Genomic DNA, 18,977 nt, shown 5'->3' on the forward strand with positions numbered 1-18,977 from the left:
CATGGACTCAGGGCAGGTTGCCCAGATCCCTGCCCAGAAGGGCATCGAGCAACGAGGGCTCTCCTCCATTGAGGAAGTAGACGCATCGGCCGGGAACAGGCTCGTTGGCCAGTCCGAGCGGGAATGGCTGGTAGCCGAGTGCCCGCTCCAGCTGATGCACGAGCAGTTCCGCGTGCGGCCTGATTTCGTCCGGTGGCTGCAAGAAGAGCTGCGGCCGGGTCCGTGTGTCATCGGCCCGGATGTGCTGCACCGTGACGTAGACGAGATAGAGCGGGGCGAGCACGCTCACAGCACCAGCCAGACGGGTCAGAACCCGCCCTCCCTCGGGTAGTGGCTTCTCCAGGTACACACAACACCGGAGACAGGCGGACATACCAGGTTGCGTCACGTCCCCGACGGGACGGCCGGGAAATGCAGCCATGAGTTCACTGAGAAGAGAGTCCCAGGGCTCCCAGGCCAGCGCCGTCTTCCAAGCAGCGGACCAACGCTGGAATTCGGGTGTGGACCTGTCGATGTCGACAAAGACGGTGCTTCCGGGAGGGTAGTGCTGGTGCGCAATGCGGATGAGCTCCGCCTTCGTGAATGCCTTCATGATTTGGAAGGCCTCGGGATGTCGAAGAGGACGGTTTCGATACCTTCGGAGACACAGGCTCCCACCAGAGCGCCCGGATGCTTCTCCCTGAGCATCAGGTCATAGAGGGTTTTGAAATTGCTACACAGCGTGAACATCATTTCTCCACGCGGAGCGTTGGAGAGGACCTTGTACGCAGCGCGATTGGCCATCTCCGCCGCGTCCCGCCGAGCCACCCACAGAGGAATTTCCCTCTGGCCGTTTCGTAGAGGGAGGCCGACCTCGAACTTGCAGACGGTCGTCGCCCCCGAGTCGCCCTCCGTGATGCGGGCGTGGATGCAGACGGCTTGCCATCCACCCGGTTGCGCATCGGACCTCTCAACGGTCGTCTTGAACCAGAAGTGCTCAGGAGTGATGCGCCCGACCACGCTGTTGCGATCGGTGCATCCTGTCTGGCCGTTGGCCTCCCACAGCACGAGGCCAACGAGCAACCACGAGCGTGGGAGACAGCAACGCGGCGGGGGCACCATGAACTCCCTCAGGCCTTGCCCACGACCTTCTTCAGGAAGCCCCAGAAGCGGCCCGAGCGCTCCTTCAGGTCCTGGCCGCGCCGCTCCTCCGCCGCCTTCGCCGCGTCCGAGGCCACCCCCAGCCGCTGCCGCAGCTCCTCCGGCGTGTAGCGCGTCGCCAGCGTTGCCTTCATCTCCTTGCGCGTCGAGTACTCCTGCGCCGTCACGTGCAGCACGCACTCGGAATCCAGCCGCAGCGTCACCGCCACCCGCACCGAGCCCTTCGGCCCCCTCGGCAGCCCCTCCAGCCGCACCGTGCCCAGGTACTCATTCGCCGAGATGTGCGTGTCCTCTCCCTGGAAGATGGACAGCTCCATCACCTCTTCGTTGTCCCGCGTCGTGGAGATCGCGAACGAGCGCTGCGCCGGCAGCGGCGTATTGCGCTCGATGACCCGCGTGAACGCTCCACCGGGCATCGCCACGCCGATCGTCATCGGCAGCACGTCGATGAGCACCACGCTGCTCACCTTGTCCACCGCGCTCGAGTACAACGCCGCGCCCAGCGCCACCGCCTCGTCCGTGTTCACCCCCGCGTGCGGCGCCTTGCCGAACACTTCCTTCAGCTTCTCGCGCACCAGCGGCATGCGCGCCTGCCCGCCCACCATGAGGATGTCGTCGATGTCCCCCGGCCTCATCTTCGCGTCCAGCAGCACGTCCCGCACCACGTCCAGCGTGCGCATCACCATCGGCAGGCACGCCTTCTCCATCTCCGCCCGCGTCAGCGTGACGTGCAGGTCCCTCGGCTGCCCCGACTCGTCCATCATCAGCATCGGGATGTGGACCTCGTAGGAGCTGGACTCCGATAGCGCCACCTTCGCCCGCTCGGCCGCGTCCGTCACCCGCGACAGCGCGATGCGATCTCCCTGGAAGCTCACCTTCTCCTGCTGCTGGAAGCGCTCCAGCAACAGGTCCACCAGCACGTTGTCGAAGTCCATGCCGCCCAGGAAGATGTCGCCTCCCGTGGCCAGCACCTCGAACACGTTCCGGTCGATTCGAAGGATGGTCGCGTCGAAGGTGCCGCCGCCCAGGTCATAGACGAGCACCTTCTTCGTCACCTCGCGGTTCAGCCCGTACGCCAGCGCCGCCGAGGTGGGCTCGTTGAGAATCCGCTCCACCTTCAGCCCCGCCATCCACCCCGCCCGGCGCACCGCCTCGCGCTGCGGCTCCGAGTAGTACGCCGGCACCGTCACCACCGCCCGCTCCACCTTCTGCCCCAGGTGCTGCTCCGCCAACTCCTTGCACTCGCGCAGGATGATGCCCTGCACCTCTTCCAGCGACAGCACGTGCTCGCCCATCCGCACCGCCGCACGGCCTCGCGCGTCGGGGATGATCTCGTAGTGGAAGCGCTCGCGCACCTGGTTCACCACCGCGCTGTCGAAGGGACGCCCCACCAGGCGCTTGGCGCCGTAGATGGTCTGCTCGGGGCGCAGCAGCACCTGGCTCTTCGCGCGGTGGCTCACCAGCAGCTTGCCCTGCGACGAGAGCGACACCACCGAGGGGATGGTGTTGTAGCCCTCGCGCGAGCGCAGCACCACGGGCTTGTTGTTCGTCACCACCGCCACGCACGAGTTGGACGTGCCCAGGTCGATGCCAATCACCGGGCCCTTGCTCTCGAGGCTCGCCGGCGGCGTGAGGAAGACGGTGCGCACCTGCCCGGGGGAACTCTTGGGCTCGGGAGGCAGCGGGGCCGCCGGTTTCGCGGCCACCGGTGCGAGCTGCGGGGCCGCCGGCTGCGCCTGGGGAGCCCTGGGTGCCACGGGAGCGGGAGGGGCCACAGGAGCCACTGGAGCCGCGGGGCGGGCACCAGGCGGTGGCGCGGGCTTCCTCGCCGCGGGCCGCATGGGCTGACCCGCGACGGGCCGTGCGAACTCGAGCGGCTCGTCGTCGTCGGAGGACTCCAGCTCGAGCTCCACCGCACTGCTGGCCTGACCGGCGCGCGCGGGCGGAGACGGCGTGGCGGGCCCGGGCGTGGCCGCCGCCGAGAGGTCCGCCAGATCGAACTCCTGCATGCTGTTGCTCTGGCGAACGGGCGGCTTCGCGGCGGGCGGAGGCTCGGCTCGCGCTCGCTCGGGCGGAATCGTGGCGGCGATGAGCTCGTCGAGCGGAATGTCGACGGCGGTGACGGGCGGCGGCGGAGGCGGAACGAGGGGCTCGGGCGGACGGGCCGCGGGAACGGGCCGCGTGCCGGGGGCCACGGGCGCCACGGTGGGAATCGCCTGCACCGGCGCCACCCCAGGAGCGGCCGCCGGCCTCGCGGCGGGAGGAGCGGCCAAGGGCGCCGCCGGAGACACCTCGCCCTTGCGCTGCAACATCCGGTCGACGAGCGACTGGGAGGGCGCGTCCAGCTCCGTGAATTGGATGCCCATGCCGGGAGGCCCGGACAGGTCCTCGGGCGGCCGCACCCAGCGCACCACCGCCGAGCCCTTCATCACCCGGAGACCATCGGCGATGCGCACCTCGAACTTCACCGGAGTGCCCACCGGCTGCGGCTCGCGCGAACGGATGAACATGCCCCCGGGGCTGATGTTGACGGCGAACTCCTCGACGAAGTTGCCGATATCCGTGTGCTTGAGCTTCACCAGCAGACCCACGGCCTTGCGGTCCGCGGCGCGCCGTCCCTGATCCATAGCTTCTGACTGTCGCGGGTAAGACCCGCCCGCTCAAGTCTTTCTCTCCTCCTCCGCTCCCCTGCCTGCCGCGCTCCCATTCCAGGTGCGCGCATGGGCGACCCCGTCCCACGCCTCCCCCTCGCACGAGACGTGCCCGGAGGGTTTCAGCGGGGGAGACCCACCGGGTTCTTTCCGATTTCTGGGGAAACAGGGGACGGCGGACGGCTCACGGAGCGAGCAGCCGCAGGAAGGCGTCCTGGTCCCACGCCTCGCCGGAGCGCACGCCGTGGCGCTGGTAGCCCGCGAGGGTGAAGCCCCGCCCCGGGACGAAGTCCAGCGTGGTGCAGGCCACCGGGCAGCCGCCCTCGGGGCACTCGCCGGGAGACACCGTGCGCTGGTCCCGCTGCGAGCCCTCGGGGGCGTACGCGCTCAACGTGCCGCCACAGACGGCCACCACCTGGCCCGCCTCGTCCAGCGCCACCACGGGCGAGGCCGGCTTCGAGTCACAGGCGAGCGGTCGGGCCCAGCGCTCGGCGCCGTCCGGGCCCGCCGCGAGGACGAAGGCCTCGGAGCCCGAGAGCCGCGCGCCGCCCCAGGACAGGGGACCGCGCAGCTCGCCCACCAGCACCACGCCCCCGTCGCGCTCCGGCCGCAGCCCGGTGACGTGGCCGTCCACGCCCCGCAGCTCCTTGCCCCACGCGAGCCGCCCATCCCGCTCGAAGGCGAGCAGCAACAGGGCCTGGCCCCCCGCGCTCCCGAAGGCCCGGCCATCCACCGTGAGCGGGCCCACGAGGCGTCCGGCGAGCAGCGTCCGGCCCGAGGGCGCGAGCGCCAGGGCGTGCAGCTGCGTCCCCTCGTCCACCCGGTCCAGCTGCCGCGCCCAGAGGAAGGCCCCCCGCGCGTCATGGTGGGCGAGCACCGGCACGGGGCCCTCCGGCGTCCACTCCTCGGCCGTGACGAGCACCCCGCCCTCGCCATCCGCCGCCAGGCCGTACACCTTCTGGCCCGCGCGCCGCTGCCAGAGGGGCTGGCCCTCGCCGGAGAACTTCACGACGAAGCCATCGGTGGCCGCGCCCAGGCCGAAGTCCAGGGGGTACAGGAAGGCGTTGCCAGAGAGGAACACCTCCCCCGAGGGCGAGGCCGCCACGCGCGGCGAGGCCACGCGCATCCGCGAGAAGTCCCGGGCCCAGCGCTCGGCCCCATCCGGGCTGTACTTCGCCAGCGTGAGGCCCCGGCGCTGGCCCGGCACGGACTCGCGCTCGTCGTCCTCGCGCGGCGTGGAGAGCCACACCACGGAGATGTCCCCCGCCCCATCCACGGCGAGCCCCGTCCCGGAGTCGTCCTGCGGCCCGCCGAGCCGGTGGAACCAGGGCTGGACGGGAGGGGGCTCCGGCTGGAGCGGCACGGGAGCCGGCTCGGAGGGGGTCGAGGCAACCGGACGGGTACCGCTCCCTTCCTCGCCGGACGAGGCCTCCTCGGAGGGGGAGGACGTGCCGGAGTGGCCCCGAGGGACGAACCGGGGGAAGGTAAGGGGGTCATTCCCTCCGGCATCCCCCCGGTCTCGGGTCCGGCCGACCCCCCCTGGGGGGTAGGGAACCGGACACAGGGTGTCCTGGAGCGGACGAACGTCCTGTGGCAGGAATACCCGCCCTCTGGAACGGTTGGCATCCCACGTTCGTGCCGCGGACCCCCCGCGAACCCCTTGGACCGCGCGCCGCCCGAGATTAAGAGAACCCTTCTCATGGAAAACGCCGCCCCCATCGCCCCGACACCGGTACCGGAAGCCACCAGCGAGGACCTTCAGGCCGTCGAGGAGCTCGCCCGGGCCAAAGCCCAGATTCTCGGGCAGATCGAAAAGCGCGTCGTGGGGCAGCGCGACGTGGTGGAGCACCTGCTCATCGCGCTCTTCGCCCGCGGCCACTGCCTCTTCGTGGGCGTGCCCGGCCTGGCCAAGACGCTGCTCATCTCCACCCTGGCGGACGTGCTCAACCTGTCCTTCAACCGCATCCAGTTCACCCCGGACCTGATGCCCTCGGACATCACCGGCACGGACATCCTGGAGGAGGACAAGGCCACCGGGCATCGCGCCTTCCGGTTCCTCAAGGGGCCGCTCTTCGCCAACATCATCCTCGCGGACGAGGTGAACCGCACCCCGCCCAAGACGCAGGCCGCCCTGCTGCAGGCCATGCAGGAGTACCGCGTCACCGCCGGTGGCCGCACCTACCCGCTGGAGCTGCCCTTCCTCGTCTTCGCCACGCAGAACCCCATCGAGCAGGAGGGCACCTACCCGCTGCCCGAGGCGCAGCTGGACCGCTTCATGTTCCTGGTGGACGTGGGCTACCCCACCGCCGAGGAGGAGGTGGAGATCGTCAAGTCCACCACGGGCGGCTCGCAGCCCAGGCTGGAGAAGATCCTCTCGCCCGAGCGCATTCTGGCGCTGCAGGAGCTGGTGCGCCGGGTGCCGGTGCCGGACCACGTGGTGCGCTACGCGGTGGAGCTGGTGCGGCACACGCGGCCCAAGGAGCCGGGCGTGCCCGAGTTCATCGCGAAGAACGTGTCGTGGGGCGCGGGGCCTCGCGCGAGCCAGTACCTGGTGCTGGCGTCCAAGGCGCGGGCGATTCTGAATGGACGCTTCGTGGCCTCGGTGGAGGACGTGAAGGCGGTGGCCCGCCCGGTGCTGCGTCACCGCGTGCTGCCCAACTTCACCGCCGAGAGCGAGGGCACCACGTCGGTGAAGCTGGTGGACCAGTTGGTCGCGATGGTGAAGGGATAGCGCCCGCGCATGCTGCTGGACTCCCAGACACTGGCCCGGCTGCAGGGCGTGAAGCTGCGCGCCCGCGCGGTGATGGAGGGGGTGCTGTCCGGCCTCCACAAGAGCCCCCACCAGGGCCAGAGCGTGGAGTTCGCCGAGCACAAGGAGTACGCGCCCGGCGATGAGCTGCGCCACCTGGACTGGAAGGCCTACGGCAAGTTCGACAAGTACTACGTCAAGCGCTTCGAGCACGAGACGAACCTGCGCGCGGTGATGGTGGTGGATGCGTCCGCCTCCATGGGCTACCGCAGCGGCGCGCTCTCCAAGCTGGAGGCCGCCACCACGCTGGCCGGTGCGCTGTGCTACCTGCTGGTGCGCCAGCAGGACGCCGCCGGCCTCGCGGTGATGACCAATGGCCGCTTCCAGGACGTGCCCCCGCGCGCCTCGGCCGGCCACCTCAACGTGCTGCTGGACGCGCTGGAGAACACCGCGCCCAATGGGGGCACGAATCTGCTGTCCGCCGCGGACCACCTCGCCGAGGTGCTGCCGCGCCGCTCCTCCGTCATCGTGCTGTCGGACTTCCTCGACGAGAACCAGGACGCGCTCAAGCGGATACTCGCGCTGCGGCAGCGCAAGAACGACGTGTCGGTGTTCCACCTGGTGGACCCGGCCGAGCTGACCTTCCCCTTCGATGACCCCACGCTCTTCCTGGACATGGAGGGCGAGGGCCGCATCGAGGTGAATCCGCGTGAAATCAAGGAGAGCTACCTGGAGGAGTTCGGGGCCTTCCTGGCGAACGTGAAGTCGGCCTGCGCGGAGGCGGACGTGGACTACGAGCTGGTGCGCACCGACGAGCGGTTGGACGAGGTGCTGTTGCGCTACCTGGGCAAGCGCGGGAGGCGCCGGTGACGTTCGCACACCCGTGGATGCTGCTGGGCGCGCTGGCCGCCTTCATTCCGCTGCTCATCCATCTCTTCGACCGGCGGCGGCCGAGGCCCCATCCCTTCGGGCCGCTGGCCTTCGTGCTGCGCAGCCAGAAGCGCACCGCGAGCCGGCTCAAGCTCAAGCGGCTGCTGTTGTACACGCTGCGCACGTTGATTCTGCTCGCGCTGCCGGTGGCGCTGGCGAGGCCGGAGCTGAAGCAGGACGCCGAGGCGGCCGCGGTGGTGAAGGGCCCGGCGGCCACGGCCATCGTGCTGGACGCCTCGCTGTCCATGCGCTGGTCGGACGGGACGTCGCTCTTCGAGCGCGGCCGGGACGAGGCGCGTGACGCGCTGGCGGACCTGCGGCCCGAGGAGCCGGCGACGGTGCTGGTGTGCACGGGCTCGCCGCTGCCGCCCGCGGCGCCGGGCTTCGACCGCTCGAAGCTGCGGCAGGTGATTGACGAGGCGCAGCCGACGTATGGGGCGGCGGACCTGTCGCGGTGCCTGGACCTGGCGGCGCGCTCGCTGGAGGAGAGCCCGGTGGCGGGCAAGCGCCTGGTGGTGGTGTCGGACCTGACGGCCGGCTCCATGCGCCTGGAGGCGCCGACGCCCACGGTGAAGGGCCCCACGGGCGAGGCGGTGCGGCCCGAGGTGGTGCTGCGCGACGCGGCCAACGGCGAGGACGCCCTGCCCAACCACGCGCTGGTGGATTTGAAGGTGGAGCCCGCGCTGCAGGCGGGCCCGCGTGCCTTCCTCTTCACCTTCACGGTGAAGAACTTCTCGGACCAGCCGCTGAAGGACCTGGAGGCGGCGGTACGGGTGGGCGAGAGCACGGTGGGCAAGGGCTTCGTGGACGTGCCGGCGAATGGCACGGCGCAGAAGTCGCTGACGGTGCGCTTCCAGCAGGGAGGCACCGTGGTGGGCCAGGGCATGCTGACGCCGGACGGACTGGCCGAGGATGACCGGCGGGCCTTCGTGCTGGCGGTGCCGAGGCCGTTGAAGGCGCTGGTGGTGAACGGCGCGCCGCACGCGACGCGCTACCGGGACGAGGCCTTCTTCATGGAGGCGGCCTTGTCGGCGCCGGGCTCGCCGGTGCAGGTGGCGGTGCGGGACGCGGCGGCCGGGTGGCGCGAGGACCTCACGGGCTACGACCTGGTGTACCTGCTGAACGTGACGGCGCCGGAGGAGGCGGACGCGGCGAAGCTGCGCGCCTTCGTGGAGAACGGCGGAGGCCTCTTCATCAGCGTGGGCGACCACGTGGATCCGGAGGCGTACAACACGCGGCTGGGCGCGCTGCTGCCGCGCAACCTGCGGCTGGTGCGCACCAGCGTGGAGCGCGATGACCCGGACGCGGAGGGCAAGGCGGCGAAGCTGGCGCAGGTGAAGGTGGAGCATCCGCTCTTCGCGCCGTTCACGGGCCGCGCCGAGGAGGGCCTCGTGGGGGCGTGCTTCTACCGGTACATGCTGCTGGAGGCGGACGGGAGCGGCACGGCCCAGGGCGCGAGCCAGGTGCTGGCCACGTACGAGGACGGCGCTCCGGCGGTGGCGGTGGCGAGGAGGGGCAAGGGCCGGGTGGCGCTCTTCACCAGCACGGTGGACCGGGACTGGAGCGACTTCCCCATCCGCACCAGTTTCCTGCCGCTGATGCAGCGCTTCGCGGCGTACCTGGCGGGCTCGCTGGAGGAGCGCGAGGAGCAGAAGGTGCGCGTGGGCGAGACGCTCACGCTGCGGCCCGAGGGCACGCAGAAGGTGTCGGCGGTGAAGGCGCCGGACGGCAAGGAGGTGCCACACAAGGCGCAGCCGGACGGCACGGTGCTGGTGGGTCCGGTGGAGCAGCCGGGGACGTTCTCGGTGCTGGGCGCGGATGGCAACGCGGTGCCCGCGCTGGCCTTCGCGGCGACGCTCGACCCGGCCGAGAGTGACTTGAGCCGGCTGCCGCAGGACGCGCTGTCCGCGCACTTCGGCGAGGAGACGGTGAAGGCCTCGAGCGCGGACTCGGAGCGCCCGCCCGTGCCGCTGTGGACGTGGCTCATCGTGGCCGCGGCCCTGGCCTTCTTCTTCGAGGGCACGCTGCTGCGCAAGTAGCTCCCTCTCCGTCTGGGAGAGGGTTGGGGTGAGGGTCTACGCCCTCTGAACCACGGGACCCGATACAGTTCCGGGCTCCCGTGACCCGACCGCTCCCGCGCCCCCTATCTCTTGCTGTCGTCCTGCTGCTGTCCGCATGCGCCACGACGTCTCCGGCGGTGCACACCGGCCCCATCGCGTGCGAAGCCCCGAGCGCCGATCAGTGCGTCGTGCTCGCATGCGATGAGGGCGAGTGTGGTGTCTTCAGCTGCGAAGACGTGGACCCGGAGGCCGTGGCACATGCTCCGCTGGCACATGGTGCGGAGTTGGCGCGCTACCGCCCCCCCATGCGCAGTCCCAGCATCCATCGCAACTGGAGACGCGCGGGGCTCCGGGAGGATGCACGGCCCCGGATGACGTTCCATTTCCGTTACCGGCAGGGCTTCCTCCCGGCCTTTCCCCGGCTCGAAGGAACGCTGATCAAGCACCACCTGTTCCCCCAGGCGCAGGAGTTCAGGCAGTGGTTCAAGAACAGTGGCATCGACGTCCACGCATGGACGATGGCCATCCCGGAGCAGGTGCACCTGCGCATTCATCGTGGCGCGAACGGCGGTCTGTGGAACACGGCATGGCGGCAGTTCATGAATGCCAATTTCCACCAGACACTGCCGCGGGAGGAAATGATGCGCAAAGCGTTCGAATTGGCCTATCGCTTCGACATCGTGGGTCCCATCGTGCCTTACGGCCACCAGGTTGTATCGCCGGGCCCCCAGCTCTTCGCGGACTGACGGCTCAACGGGTTGGAGGAAGAGACGCTTGAAGTTCTATGGAGTCACAGGAGACGACGCTCCCCTCTATACGGGGAACCTGAACGCCGGACACAAGTGGAGCCTGCCCGGCTTGGACTGGTCGCAGCCATGTCCAGCCTGCCGCATGGGTGGCGGTTTTGGGGGACTCCAGTATCCCTGCGTGGATGTTTCGAGCCTTCCGGAACGGGAGAAGCTCCACGAGCCAGAACCGGTATCTTTCGAGGAGTTCGTCCGACTTCGCGAGCTGGTACGTCCCCTTGCTCCCAAATGGGCCATGCTGAAATCAGGCGCGGCTTTCGGCCCGGTGGAGGGCTCGGGGTTGGGTTACTTCGGCCAGCTCTTCATGCAGAACCCCTGGACACTCTACGTGCGCCGGGAGGCACTGGAGCAATTACAGGTGGCCGGCATACGAGGCCTCCAAGGCTGCCCCATCAAGGTACGCTTCCGGCAGAAGAAGCATCCAGAGTTGCTGGAACTGCAGTTGGAGTTGCACGGTCAGTTCCACCCTGAATGCCTTTCGCCAGATCGCAATCCTGCCTGCCCTACGTGTGGCAACAACCCGAACCCCCTCCCGAAGAAGTTCTGGCTCGACGCCTCCTCGCTGCCCGAGGACGTCGACGTCTTCCGCTTCCGTGATGCGCCGGGCTTCATCTTCGCCAGCGAGCGCCTGGTGGAGGCGGTGAAGCGCCTGGAGCTGGACGGCGTGGTGTTCCGGGAAGCCGAGGTGCGCTGAGCAAATCGCTCGAATAATCCACCTGTAATTCGACCGCGGCATCCGCGTCTCCGGGTGCGCTCGGGGCAAATCACTGCCTCCAGCGCAGCCAGGAGACGAACATGAACAGCAAGGGTGAGACGGCGGTCGCGGTACCGGGGCGGTTCACGTGGGTGGGAAGCAAGGGTCGGACGACGCGCCTCGGGGTGGCCGTCGCTCTCGCGTCCTCGCTCGCCATCGGGTGTGGGGACAACTCCTCCGCCACGCCAGAAACATGCCTCCCCCCCTCCACGGTGGACGCATCGGCCCCCATCACGCGCCTCGGCGTTCACTTCATGGCTGGCACGGCCCCGCTCCTGCTCGGCAACCCGGTGACCTCCTCCCATGGCGCGTCCTTCAAGACCCTGAAGGCGCGGCTGTACCTCTCGCAGGTGGCGCTCCTCGGCGAGAGCGGAGAGCGCGTCAGCGCGGAGCTGGTCGACGCCCAGGGCCACCGGCTGCCGTACGGGGTGACCCTGCTGGACCTGGAGCGGCCCGAGTCCCTGAACGTCTACGTCCAGGCGCCCGCGGGCAACTACCGCGGCATGGCCGTCTCGATCGGCGTGCCGGAGTCCTGCGGGTCCGGCGCGAAGCTCAACCACTCGGATGCCTCGGCCATGGACGCGCCGCTGGACGTGGACTCGGACATGTACTGGAGCTGGAACCCCGGCTACGTGTTCCTCAAGTTCGAGGGCCAGGTCCAGGACTCGGGCGCCTGGAAGAACTTCTTCTTCCACGTGGGCGAGGACAAGCGCTTCGTCGCCCTCGAGCTCGATGCCCCCTTCACCCTCACGCCCGAGGGCGGCACCGGCCCCGAGCTCATCGCGGACTTCAACCGCCTCCTCGTGTCACCCGCTGGAGCCGCTCAGCCGGACATCACCAACGACGAGCAGCGGCGTGTCCACGGTGGAGCGCTCGCGGACTCCCTGGCCGAGAACCTCCGTGGCTCGCGCTTCCTCCGTCTCGAGCAGGAGCACCACTGACATGCGCCTCCTGTCCATCATGCTCCTGGGCTCGGTGCTCACCGCGTGCGGCACCGGCGAGCTCGTCACCGTGCCCTCGGGCTTCCCCGCCATGCGCGTCCCCGAGGACAACGCCCTGTCACGTGAACGCGTGGAGCTGGGAAAGCGCCTCTTCTTCGACACGCGCCTCTCCCGCACGGGCGAGGTGGCGTGCGCGAGCTGTCACCAGCAGGAGAACGCGTTCGCCGATCCCCGGCGTGTGAGCGAAGGTGTCGAGGGCAGGCTCGGCACCCGGAACGCGCCGCCCCTGTTCAACCTCGCCTGGAACACCTCGTTCTTCTGGGACGGCGGTGCCCCGACCCTGGAACACCAGGTCATCGGGCCCATCGTCAATCCGCTCGAGATGGACATGCGCATGGAGGACGTCGTGAGCCGCGTGGCCGCCGATGCCTCCTACGTGCGCCAGTTCCAGGCCGCGTATGGCCAGAAGCCCGGCCCGGAGGGCGTGACCAAGGCCCTCGCGTCCTTCATGCGCACCCTGGTCAGTGGTGACAGCCGGTACGACCGGTTCCAGAAGGGCGAGGACACGGCGCTCTCAGACACGGAGAAGCGCGGGATGAACCTCTTCTTCTCCGAGCGCGCCGAGTGCTTCCACTGCCACGTGGGTTTCAACCTGACCAACAACGGCTTCCACAACAACGGCACACGGCCGGACGACCCCGACCTGGGGCGGGAAGCCATCACCGAGAGGCCCTCGGACCGGGGGAAGTTCAAGGTGCCGAGTCTCCGCAACGTGGCCGTCACCGCGCCGTACATGCACGACGGCTCGCTGGCGACGCTGGAGGACGTGGTGGAGCACTACTCCCAGGGCGGGCAGGGTCATCCCAATACGGATCCGACCCTTCACCCACTCGAGCTGACCGCGCAGGAGAAGGCGGACCTCGCCGCGTTCCTGCGTGCGCTCACCGACGAGGCCTTCCTCGCGGACCCGCGGTTCCAGCCAGACCCCTGAGCGGTCCGCTGACGGCGGGGGCCCTCAGTGGTGGAGCTCCACGAGGGCCTCCACGGGAGTCCCTTCGGAGGTCTCCAGGGAAGCGGGGGTGAGGACCTCGCCGGTGCTCTCGTCGATCACCTGGGCCACGGCGTCCTCGAACTCGTTCAGCGGACAGCTCTTGGAGAGCGTCATGCGGACGCCGGGAATCCGGGGCGCGCGCCGGGAGCTATGAAGGATGATGGGAACCCCCTCGAGCCCCGGCTCGTGGAGCAGGCGCTGGCAGAGCTCGACGCCATCCATGCGAGGCATCATCCAGTCCGTCACGACCAGGTCCGGCCGTTGCTGGCGGGCCTTCTCCAGGGCCTCCAGGCCATCGTGCGCATGGATGACCTGGTAGCCCATGACCTCCAATACATCGGTGTAGAGCTCTTGGAGATCCGGTTCGTCGTCGACCAGGAGAATCGTGCTCACGGTGGCTTCCTCTCTTTCCGGAGCGGCTGACCTGGATGGCAATCTCGCGCCCCTCACTAGAGAGGAGTCGCCCTCATTTCAGGTGTGATGCGTCAAGGGCCGGAGTGCAATCATGGGCGGCCATGACCCTCGCCAGCCGCTTCCTCGCGCGTCTCCTCGCGTTTCCTCCCGCGGACACCCATGACGTCCTCGTCGAGCGGGACGTCGAAGTGCCCATGCCCGATGGGGTCAAGCTGCTCGCCGACCGCTACGCCCCCCGCCAGGGCGGCAAGCTTCCCTCCGCCCTGCTGCTCCCCGTCATGGGCTGAGGGAACTTCGTCTCCCGCCAGGAGAGCCATGGCTGGGCCCGCCCGGCGCCCCTCCTCCCGAGTGCGGCCTTCCTGACGGATGGACAGGCAGCCACGTACGGCGGCGAGCATCCGCCGTGCTCTTCCCTCCCCGTGAAGTGAAGGGCGTGAGAAGGTACGGCCCCATGAGCAACGCTCTCTACCGGGATTGTGCCCGGCTCTTCATGGTGGGCTTCCCCGGCCCCCGCATCGACGACGACTTCGCCGCGCTGATGAAGGACGGCATCTTCGGCGCCATCCTCTTCAAGCGGAACGTGGGCACCGCGCAGGAGACGGCCGCCCTGTGCCGCGACATCAAGACGCGCGCGGGCCGGCCCTTCATCCTCTCGGTGGACCAGGAAGGTGGACGCGTGGCGCGGCTGCGCGGCGCGCCCTTCACCGCCCTGCCCCCCATGCGCGAGCTCGGCCAGCGCGGCGACGTGGCCCTCGTGGAGCGCGTGGGCCGGCTGCTCGCGCACGAGCTGCGCGCCATCGGCTTCGACTGGGACTTCGCCCCCGTGCTCGACGTGGACACCAACGCCGCCAACCCCGTCATCGGCGACCGCAGCTTCAGCCGCGACCCGGACGAGGTGGCCCGCATGGGCGTGGCCCTGGGGCGCGGCCTCGAGGCCGGCGGCGTGGCTTCATGCGGCAAGCACTTCCCCGGACATGGCGACACCACCTCGGACAGCCACCTGACGCTGCCGCGGCTGCCCCACGGCATGGAGCGCCTGCGCCGCGTGGAGCTGGTTCCCTTCCGCGCCTTCGCCCAGGCGGGGCTCGCCTCGCTCATGACGGCGCACGTGCTCTTCGACGCGCTCGACCCCAAGGTGCCCGCCACCATGAGCCACCGCGTGCTCGACGGCATGCTGCGCCAGGAGATGGGCTTCGACGGCGTCCTGGTGAGCGATGACCTGGAGATGAAGGCCATCGCCGGCCACTACTCGGTGGAGGAGGCCACGGTGCAGGGCACGCTGGCCGGCGTGGACCTCTTCCTCGTCTGCCATCAGGCGGGCGTGCAGCGGCGGTGCATCGAGGCGCTGGTGCGCGCGGTGGAGTCCGGCCGCGTGCCCCGCGCTCGCATCGAGGAGGCCCACCGCCGCCTCGCCCGTCTCGAGGCACGCTTCGCCCACGGCCCCGAGGACCGGCTGGCCACGCTCGGCGACGCCGAACACCGGACGCTCGCCGAGGGGCTCGCCAGCGGCTTCAACGGGAAGGACCCCACCGAGGTCATGCTGGCCTCGCGGTAGTCCCGTCCCGGGCCTCCCGCCTACTTCGTGGGGAGGTCTCCGGACTCCCTCTCGGAGTCCAGGCCCGCGCCACCCGTGCCCGCGTCCGCCGGGCCCGGCGTTCCCGCGTCGCGGGCCATGGTTCCGCCGCCCTTGGCGCCATGGGTTGCCTTGTGCGTCTCCGTGCCGGCGGTGCCGGAGCCGCCGATGCCTTCCTGGCCCTCCATGCCCGCGCTGCCCGCGCCCCCCGTGCCCATCTGCTCCTGGGTGGCGGTATCCGTGCCCTTGTTCGTGTCCGCGCACGCCGGGAACAGCAGCGACGCCGAGGCCAGGGTTCCCACCGCCCACCACCTGCGAATGCTTCCGCGCATGTCCGTTGCTCTCCTCACGGGCAGGCATCAGCGCCAGCCCGGGTCCATGAATGAAGGGGTGTGAAGCCAATGCCCGGAACAGGGGTCTCCCGAGGCGCCGGACCCCTCCGGCACCGCGAGGACGCTCCTGACGCGGGACGGCCTACTTGCCCCGCGCATCGCGCCGGGCGGGAGCACCCCCCGGCGTATTGGGGTTGGTGGGCCGGTCATTGCCCACGCCCTGCGCGGCGGGAACGTCGTTCGACGGCGCGATGGCGCTGCCCTCCGCGCCGAGCTCCTCGTACAGCGGGCCGCCCGCGGGGCCCGGAGCGGGTGGAGTGGAGCCACTGCCGCCCATGGCGGCGCCGCCCTGTGACTGGAGCAGGGCCCGCTCTCCGGGGTCCATCCGCAGGGAGCGGCCCGGAGTGCCCTGCGCCTCGGGCGTCCGCGGGTCGATGCTGGTGGGGTTGTCCTGGATGGTGCCGTTGTAGCCGCTCAGCTGAGGGGTCCGCGCGAAGCCGGGGGCGACCTCATAGGTGTTCCCCTGCTGCGGAAGGGCTCCACACGCCGAAACCAGCCACGAAGCCGAGGCCAGCGCCCCCATCACCACCCACCGTCTGAAACCGCTGTCGTGCATGTCCGTCTCCCGGGAACACGTCTGGCGCTCCCGCCGCTCGCGAGGTGCGAGAGCGGAGCAGCCGCGCCTTCAGGGATGGGCACCGCGAGGCTTCCGGGCTACCAAGCGGGTCTCTGTCGAGCGCCCGCCCGCCCGGCTGCTCTCCAGCGTGGGCACCGGCCCCGTGCTACTGGTCCTTCGCGGCCGGAGGCTGCCCGATCTGGCCCTTGGGCGACTGGGGGCCCTCGCTCGCGGGCTGGTTGGGGAGCGACTGCGTCCCCGTCCGCGACTCCTCCGGCTCGAAGGCGGCACCGGAGGTGTGGACCGCGGAGGCGAGACCGGAGCCCAGCTCGACGCCATAGGTGCCCTGCACCCACGAGCCATTGGCCCCCACCCGCAGCGGCTTGCCCGTCCCGAGCTCCATGGCCGCGTCGATCTGCGGCGGCGGATACGGGACGCGCATGTCCTGCTGCAACCAGAGGTGCTCCTGCTCCTGCTTGCTGCCCTGGATTCGTGGCATGTCCGAGGACGCATCCGCCTCACCCGCTCCACCCGTGCCCCGCGCCTGCTCGCTCGTCTGGAACACCGAGCTGCTGCTGCCGATGTTGGAGCTCGCGGCGGAGGCCGGGTTCCCGGCCTGGACCTGCTCGGAGTAGTAGTCCTCCTGGGCCGTCAAGGACCACTTCCGTCCGTAGTCGTAGGGGTTGTTCCCGCACCCGGCGAGCAGCACCGCTCCCGCGAATCCGCCGAGCAGCGCCAGCTTCATCCCCATCTTCCGCATGACCGCCTCCCTGTCGTCGTGCCTTGCCTGGGACAAGGGGTGGGCATGCACGCGCAAGACGGGTAGCCGCGAGCAGGCGGCCAAGGGCTGCTTGCTCGCGTGCACACGGGCGGAGGCACCGGCTGGAACCCATGAGCCGTGGCACCCTCACCCCGTCCCTCTCCCGGAGGGCGAGGGGAGGGATGCTCGCTCCGTGCTCAGGGGGCTACCGGCGCGCGGCCGTCTTCTTCGACGCCGCCTTCTTCGCCGGTGCGGCCTTCTTCGGCTCGGCCTTCTTCATCGCGGCCTTGCCCGCCGGTGCCGCCTTCTTCGCCACGACCTTCTTCGCGGCAGTCTTCTTCGCCGCCGCCTTCTTCGCCGGTGCCTTCTCGGGGGCCTCGGTCTTCGCGGAGGCGCCGCCCTTCAGCGACTGGAGGATCTCCTTCACGTGGCCGTCCACCTTCACCTTGGGCCACACCCGGGCCACCTTGCCCTCGGTGTCGATGAGGTAGGTGGCGCGCGTCACGCCCATGAACTTCCGGCCGTACAGCGACTTCTCGCCCCACACGCCGTAGGCGTCACACACCTTGCGCTCGGTGTCCGCGAGCAGCGGGAAGGGCAGCGAGAACTTCGTGGCGAACTTCTGGTGGCTCTTCGTGTCGTCCGGCGACACGCCCAGCACCACCGCACCGGCCGCCTCCAGCGCCGAGTGCTCGTCACGGAAGTCACACGCCTCGCGCGTACAACCCGGGGTGTCATCCTTCGGGTAGAAGTAGAGCACGACGTTCTTGCCCCGCAGCCGCGAGAGCTTCACGTCGTTGCCGTTCTGGTCCTGCAGCTGGAAATCGGGAGCCGGTTGGCCTGTCTGGGGAGTGGGCATGAGTGCTTGCTTGGATAACCCATTCGTCCGTCTTCGCAAGCCCCACTTTTCCGGTCACCTTCCGCCGTCCGTCTCACCGGGGTGGTCGTGCGGGTGCAGACCCTGCTCGTCCAGCGAGTGGGACCCGCCCTCCGGCACGCCGGGCCTCGACAGCGGCCGACGCGGCAACGGGGTGGTCCGCAGCTCCTTCAGGCGGGACAGCCGCCGCTGGGCCTCGGCGTAGGCCTTGGAGTCCGGTGGCACCTTCTCCAGCTCGCCCATGACGGCGTCCCAGGCCGGGTCCTTCGGAGGCACGCCGCGCTCGACCAGCTCGGCGTGCTTCGCCTCCGCGCGCGCGAGGTGCTCCGGTCCCTCGTCCCGTCTACAGGCCCCCACGGTCAGCAGGACACCCAACAGGAGCGGCACCACGGCCCGGCGGCTTCGGTAGATGGCAGACACGTGCAACCCTCCTGCTGGCCTCGGACACGAAGGGGGGTTAGGGTGCTCCCCCGTGCCGCCCCTCTTCTTCGCATTCCTGTTCGGTCTCGGCCAGGGCCTGCTCCACGCGGTGGGGCCGGACCACTGCGCCGCCATGGCCACACTCGGCACGCTGGGCCCCTCCCGGCGCCGGGCCACCTTCCTCGTCGCGCTGCGCTTCGCCATCGGCCACGCGGCGGTGCTCGGCGGAGTCGCCACCTTCTGCCTCCTGGCGGGCGTGGGCCTCTCCGAGACCTTCGAGCGCTGGGCGGAGATCTTCGGCGGCGCCGTGCTGGTGGCCCTCGCCGTCACCGCCTTCCTCTTCCCCAACGTGCTGCGCCACGGCCACCCCCACCTGCCCGGCCACACGCACGAGCCCCACTCCCACATGCATGACCAGGTGAGCACCGCCGCCGGGGCCCTCATGGCCGTCAGTGGCGTGCGCTCGCTGCTGCTCGCCCTGCCTCCCCTGCTCGTGGGTGGCAGCCTGCAGAGCTCCGGGTGGACGTATCTGCCCGGCTTCGCGCTCGGCATCCTCGTGGGCATGGGCGCCGTGGGCCTGCTCTTCGCCGAGGGCCTCGCCCGCATGGGTTCCACCCTGGCCGATCGGCTCCAGCGCTTCGTGGCCGGCGCCTCCGCCGTGCTCGGCGTGTTCTGGATCTTCAGCCGCCTCTGAGTGAGGCGCACGGGGGGCGAAGACCCTCACCCCCCGCCCTCTCCCAGGGGGAGAGGGTGCATGCGAACCCCTAGTGGACTGTCCGACAAGTTTTTCAACATAGTCAGGACAGGTGCCGGTCCACCCACGAGTGCATCTTGGCGCGAGTCCAGGACCAGGTGAAGGGGTGGGCGTAGAGGCGGTTGTACTCGGGCCAGCTGGCGTCGAGG

The 18,977-nt window shown here is 70.0% G+C and carries 20 protein-coding genes; 10 read left to right on the plus strand and 10 right to left on the minus strand.

The genetic code is table 11. The annotated features are described in order from the left end of the window. Window positions 1-7: 7 nt before the first annotated feature. From VFZ09_RS50135 to VFZ09_RS50150, 4 genes are all read right to left on the minus strand, one after another. Complete coding sequence (locus VFZ09_RS50135; RefSeq protein WP_329734986.1) at window positions 8-283, minus strand: hypothetical protein; 276 nt, start codon at window positions 281-283, stop codon at window positions 8-10. Window positions 284-588: 305 nt separating this feature from the next. Continuing rightward, window positions 589-1,101 (minus strand): hypothetical protein, encoded by a 513-nt coding sequence (locus VFZ09_RS50140; RefSeq protein WP_329734987.1) that lies wholly within the window; start codon window positions 1,099-1,101, stop codon window positions 589-591. Between the two features lie 8 nt (window positions 1,102-1,109). Next, window positions 1,110-3,767 (minus strand): TIGR02266 family protein, encoded by a 2,658-nt coding sequence (locus VFZ09_RS50145; RefSeq protein WP_329734988.1) that lies wholly within the window; start codon window positions 3,765-3,767, stop codon window positions 1,110-1,112. Window positions 3,768-3,975: 208 nt separating this feature from the next. Then, the gene (locus VFZ09_RS50150; protein WP_329734989.1) at window positions 3,976-5,154 is read right to left on the minus strand and encodes a hypothetical protein; all 1,179 of its coding nucleotides are present in this window, start codon (window positions 5,152-5,154) and stop codon (window positions 3,976-3,978) included. 336 nt (window positions 5,155-5,490) lie between these two features. Between VFZ09_RS50150 and VFZ09_RS50155 the strand changes: the two genes are divergently transcribed. From VFZ09_RS50155 to VFZ09_RS50185, 7 genes are all read left to right on the plus strand, one after another. Next, window positions 5,491-6,522, plus strand: a complete 1,032-nt coding sequence (locus VFZ09_RS50155) for a MoxR family ATPase (RefSeq protein ID WP_329734990.1) — start codon at window positions 5,491-5,493, stop codon at window positions 6,520-6,522. 9 nt (window positions 6,523-6,531) lie between these two features. Continuing rightward, window positions 6,532-7,410 (plus strand): DUF58 domain-containing protein, encoded by an 879-nt coding sequence (locus tag VFZ09_RS50160; RefSeq protein WP_329734991.1) that lies wholly within the window; start codon window positions 6,532-6,534, stop codon window positions 7,408-7,410. Beyond that, window positions 7,407-9,509: a BatA domain-containing protein gene (locus tag VFZ09_RS50165; RefSeq protein ID WP_329734992.1), complete on the plus strand. Its 2,103-nt coding sequence runs from the start codon at window positions 7,407-7,409 to the stop codon at window positions 9,507-9,509. The genes VFZ09_RS50160 and VFZ09_RS50165 overlap by 4 nt, the downstream gene beginning before the upstream one ends. An 80-nt stretch (window positions 9,510-9,589) precedes the next feature. Beyond that, entirely contained in the window at window positions 9,590-10,276 is a 687-nt protein-coding gene (locus tag VFZ09_RS50170) for a TIGR02269 family lipoprotein (protein ID WP_414640818.1), read from the plus strand. A gap of 28 nt (window positions 10,277-10,304) precedes the next feature. Next, window positions 10,305-11,030, plus strand: a complete 726-nt coding sequence (locus VFZ09_RS50175) for a double-CXXCG motif protein (protein WP_329734994.1) — start codon at window positions 10,305-10,307, stop codon at window positions 11,028-11,030. A gap of 101 nt (window positions 11,031-11,131) precedes the next feature. Continuing rightward, on the plus strand, window positions 11,132-12,031 hold the full coding sequence (locus VFZ09_RS50180) for an MbnP family protein (RefSeq protein ID WP_329734995.1): 900 nt from the start codon (window positions 11,132-11,134) through the stop codon (window positions 12,029-12,031). A gap of 1 nt (window position 12,032) precedes the next feature. Further along, complete coding sequence (locus VFZ09_RS50185; RefSeq protein WP_329734996.1) at window positions 12,033-13,022, plus strand: cytochrome-c peroxidase; 990 nt, start codon at window positions 12,033-12,035, stop codon at window positions 13,020-13,022. A 24-nt stretch (window positions 13,023-13,046) separates the two neighbouring features. Here the strand turns inward: VFZ09_RS50185 and VFZ09_RS50190 are convergent, their stop codons facing one another. Next, window positions 13,047-13,475, minus strand: coding sequence for a response regulator (locus VFZ09_RS50190; RefSeq protein ID WP_329734997.1), 429 nt, complete (start codon window positions 13,473-13,475; stop codon window positions 13,047-13,049). Between the two features lie 122 nt (window positions 13,476-13,597). On the opposite strand from VFZ09_RS50190, the gene VFZ09_RS50195 reads away from it, so the two are divergent. Continuing rightward, entirely contained in the window at window positions 13,598-13,783 is a 186-nt protein-coding gene (locus tag VFZ09_RS50195) for a hypothetical protein (protein WP_329734998.1), read from the plus strand. A gap of 164 nt (window positions 13,784-13,947) precedes the next feature. Next, window positions 13,948-15,051, plus strand: a complete 1,104-nt coding sequence (gene nagZ / locus VFZ09_RS50200) for a beta-N-acetylhexosaminidase (protein ID WP_329734999.1) — start codon at window positions 13,948-13,950, stop codon at window positions 15,049-15,051. A gap of 20 nt (window positions 15,052-15,071) precedes the next feature. Here the strand turns inward: nagZ and VFZ09_RS50205 are convergent, their stop codons facing one another. The 5 genes from VFZ09_RS50205 to VFZ09_RS50225 form a co-directional block, all read right to left on the minus strand. Next, window positions 15,072-15,401 carry a hypothetical protein gene (locus VFZ09_RS50205; protein WP_329735000.1) on the minus strand — a complete coding sequence of 110 codons (330 nt, stop codon included), beginning with the start codon at window positions 15,399-15,401 and terminating at the stop codon, window positions 15,072-15,074. Window positions 15,402-15,543: 142 nt separating this feature from the next. After that, on the minus strand, window positions 15,544-16,017 hold the full coding sequence (locus tag VFZ09_RS50210; RefSeq protein WP_329735001.1) for a hypothetical protein: 474 nt from the start codon (window positions 16,015-16,017) through the stop codon (window positions 15,544-15,546). Window positions 16,018-16,183: 166 nt separating this feature from the next. Next, the gene (locus tag VFZ09_RS50215; protein WP_329735002.1) at window positions 16,184-16,777 is read right to left on the minus strand and encodes a hypothetical protein; all 594 of its coding nucleotides are present in this window, start codon (window positions 16,775-16,777) and stop codon (window positions 16,184-16,186) included. Between the two features lie 205 nt (window positions 16,778-16,982). Further along, window positions 16,983-17,636: a thioredoxin-dependent thiol peroxidase gene (gene bcp, locus VFZ09_RS50220; protein ID WP_329735003.1), complete on the minus strand. Its 654-nt coding sequence runs from the start codon at window positions 17,634-17,636 to the stop codon at window positions 16,983-16,985. A gap of 54 nt (window positions 17,637-17,690) precedes the next feature. Then, window positions 17,691-18,074, minus strand: coding sequence for a hypothetical protein (locus VFZ09_RS50225; protein ID WP_329735004.1), 384 nt, complete (start codon window positions 18,072-18,074; stop codon window positions 17,691-17,693). 52 nt (window positions 18,075-18,126) lie between these two features. Between VFZ09_RS50225 and VFZ09_RS50230 the strand changes: the two genes are divergently transcribed. Continuing rightward, window positions 18,127-18,768 carry a hypothetical protein gene (locus tag VFZ09_RS50230; RefSeq protein ID WP_329735005.1) on the plus strand — a complete coding sequence of 214 codons (642 nt, stop codon included), beginning with the start codon at window positions 18,127-18,129 and terminating at the stop codon, window positions 18,766-18,768. Window positions 18,769-18,977 lie beyond the last annotated feature (209 nt).

Origin of the sequence: Archangium sp. (genome assembly GCF_036277355.1) — a bacterium.
Lineage (GTDB): Bacteria > Myxococcota > Myxococcia > Myxococcales > Myxococcaceae > Archangium.

Coding starts and splice junctions, on each gene's coding strand:
- VFZ09_RS50140 (WP_329734987.1), bottom strand. CDS start 1,101: ATGGTGCCCCCGCCGCGTTGCTGTCTCCCACGCTCGTGGTTGCTCGTT.
- VFZ09_RS50145 (WP_329734988.1), bottom strand. CDS start 3,767: ATGGATCAGGGACGGCGCGCCGCGGACCGCAAGGCCGTGGGTCTGCTG.
- VFZ09_RS50155 (WP_329734990.1), top strand. CDS start 5,491: ATGGAAAACGCCGCCCCCATCGCCCCGACACCGGTACCGGAAGCCACC.
- VFZ09_RS50160 (WP_329734991.1), top strand. CDS start 6,532: ATGCTGCTGGACTCCCAGACACTGGCCCGGCTGCAGGGCGTGAAGCTG.
- VFZ09_RS50180 (WP_329734995.1), top strand. CDS start 11,132: ATGAACAGCAAGGGTGAGACGGCGGTCGCGGTACCGGGGCGGTTCACG.
- VFZ09_RS50185 (WP_329734996.1), top strand. CDS start 12,033: ATGCGCCTCCTGTCCATCATGCTCCTGGGCTCGGTGCTCACCGCGTGC.
- VFZ09_RS50195 (WP_329734998.1), top strand. CDS start 13,598: ATGACCCTCGCCAGCCGCTTCCTCGCGCGTCTCCTCGCGTTTCCTCCC.
- nagZ (WP_329734999.1), top strand. CDS start 13,948: ATGAGCAACGCTCTCTACCGGGATTGTGCCCGGCTCTTCATGGTGGGC.
- VFZ09_RS50205 (WP_329735000.1), bottom strand. CDS start 15,401: ATGCGCGGAAGCATTCGCAGGTGGTGGGCGGTGGGAACCCTGGCCTCG.
- VFZ09_RS50210 (WP_329735001.1), bottom strand. CDS start 16,017: ATGCACGACAGCGGTTTCAGACGGTGGGTGGTGATGGGGGCGCTGGCC.
- VFZ09_RS50215 (WP_329735002.1), bottom strand. CDS start 16,777: ATGCGGAAGATGGGGATGAAGCTGGCGCTGCTCGGCGGATTCGCGGGA.
- bcp (WP_329735003.1), bottom strand. CDS start 17,636: ATGCCCACTCCCCAGACAGGCCAACCGGCTCCCGATTTCCAGCTGCAG.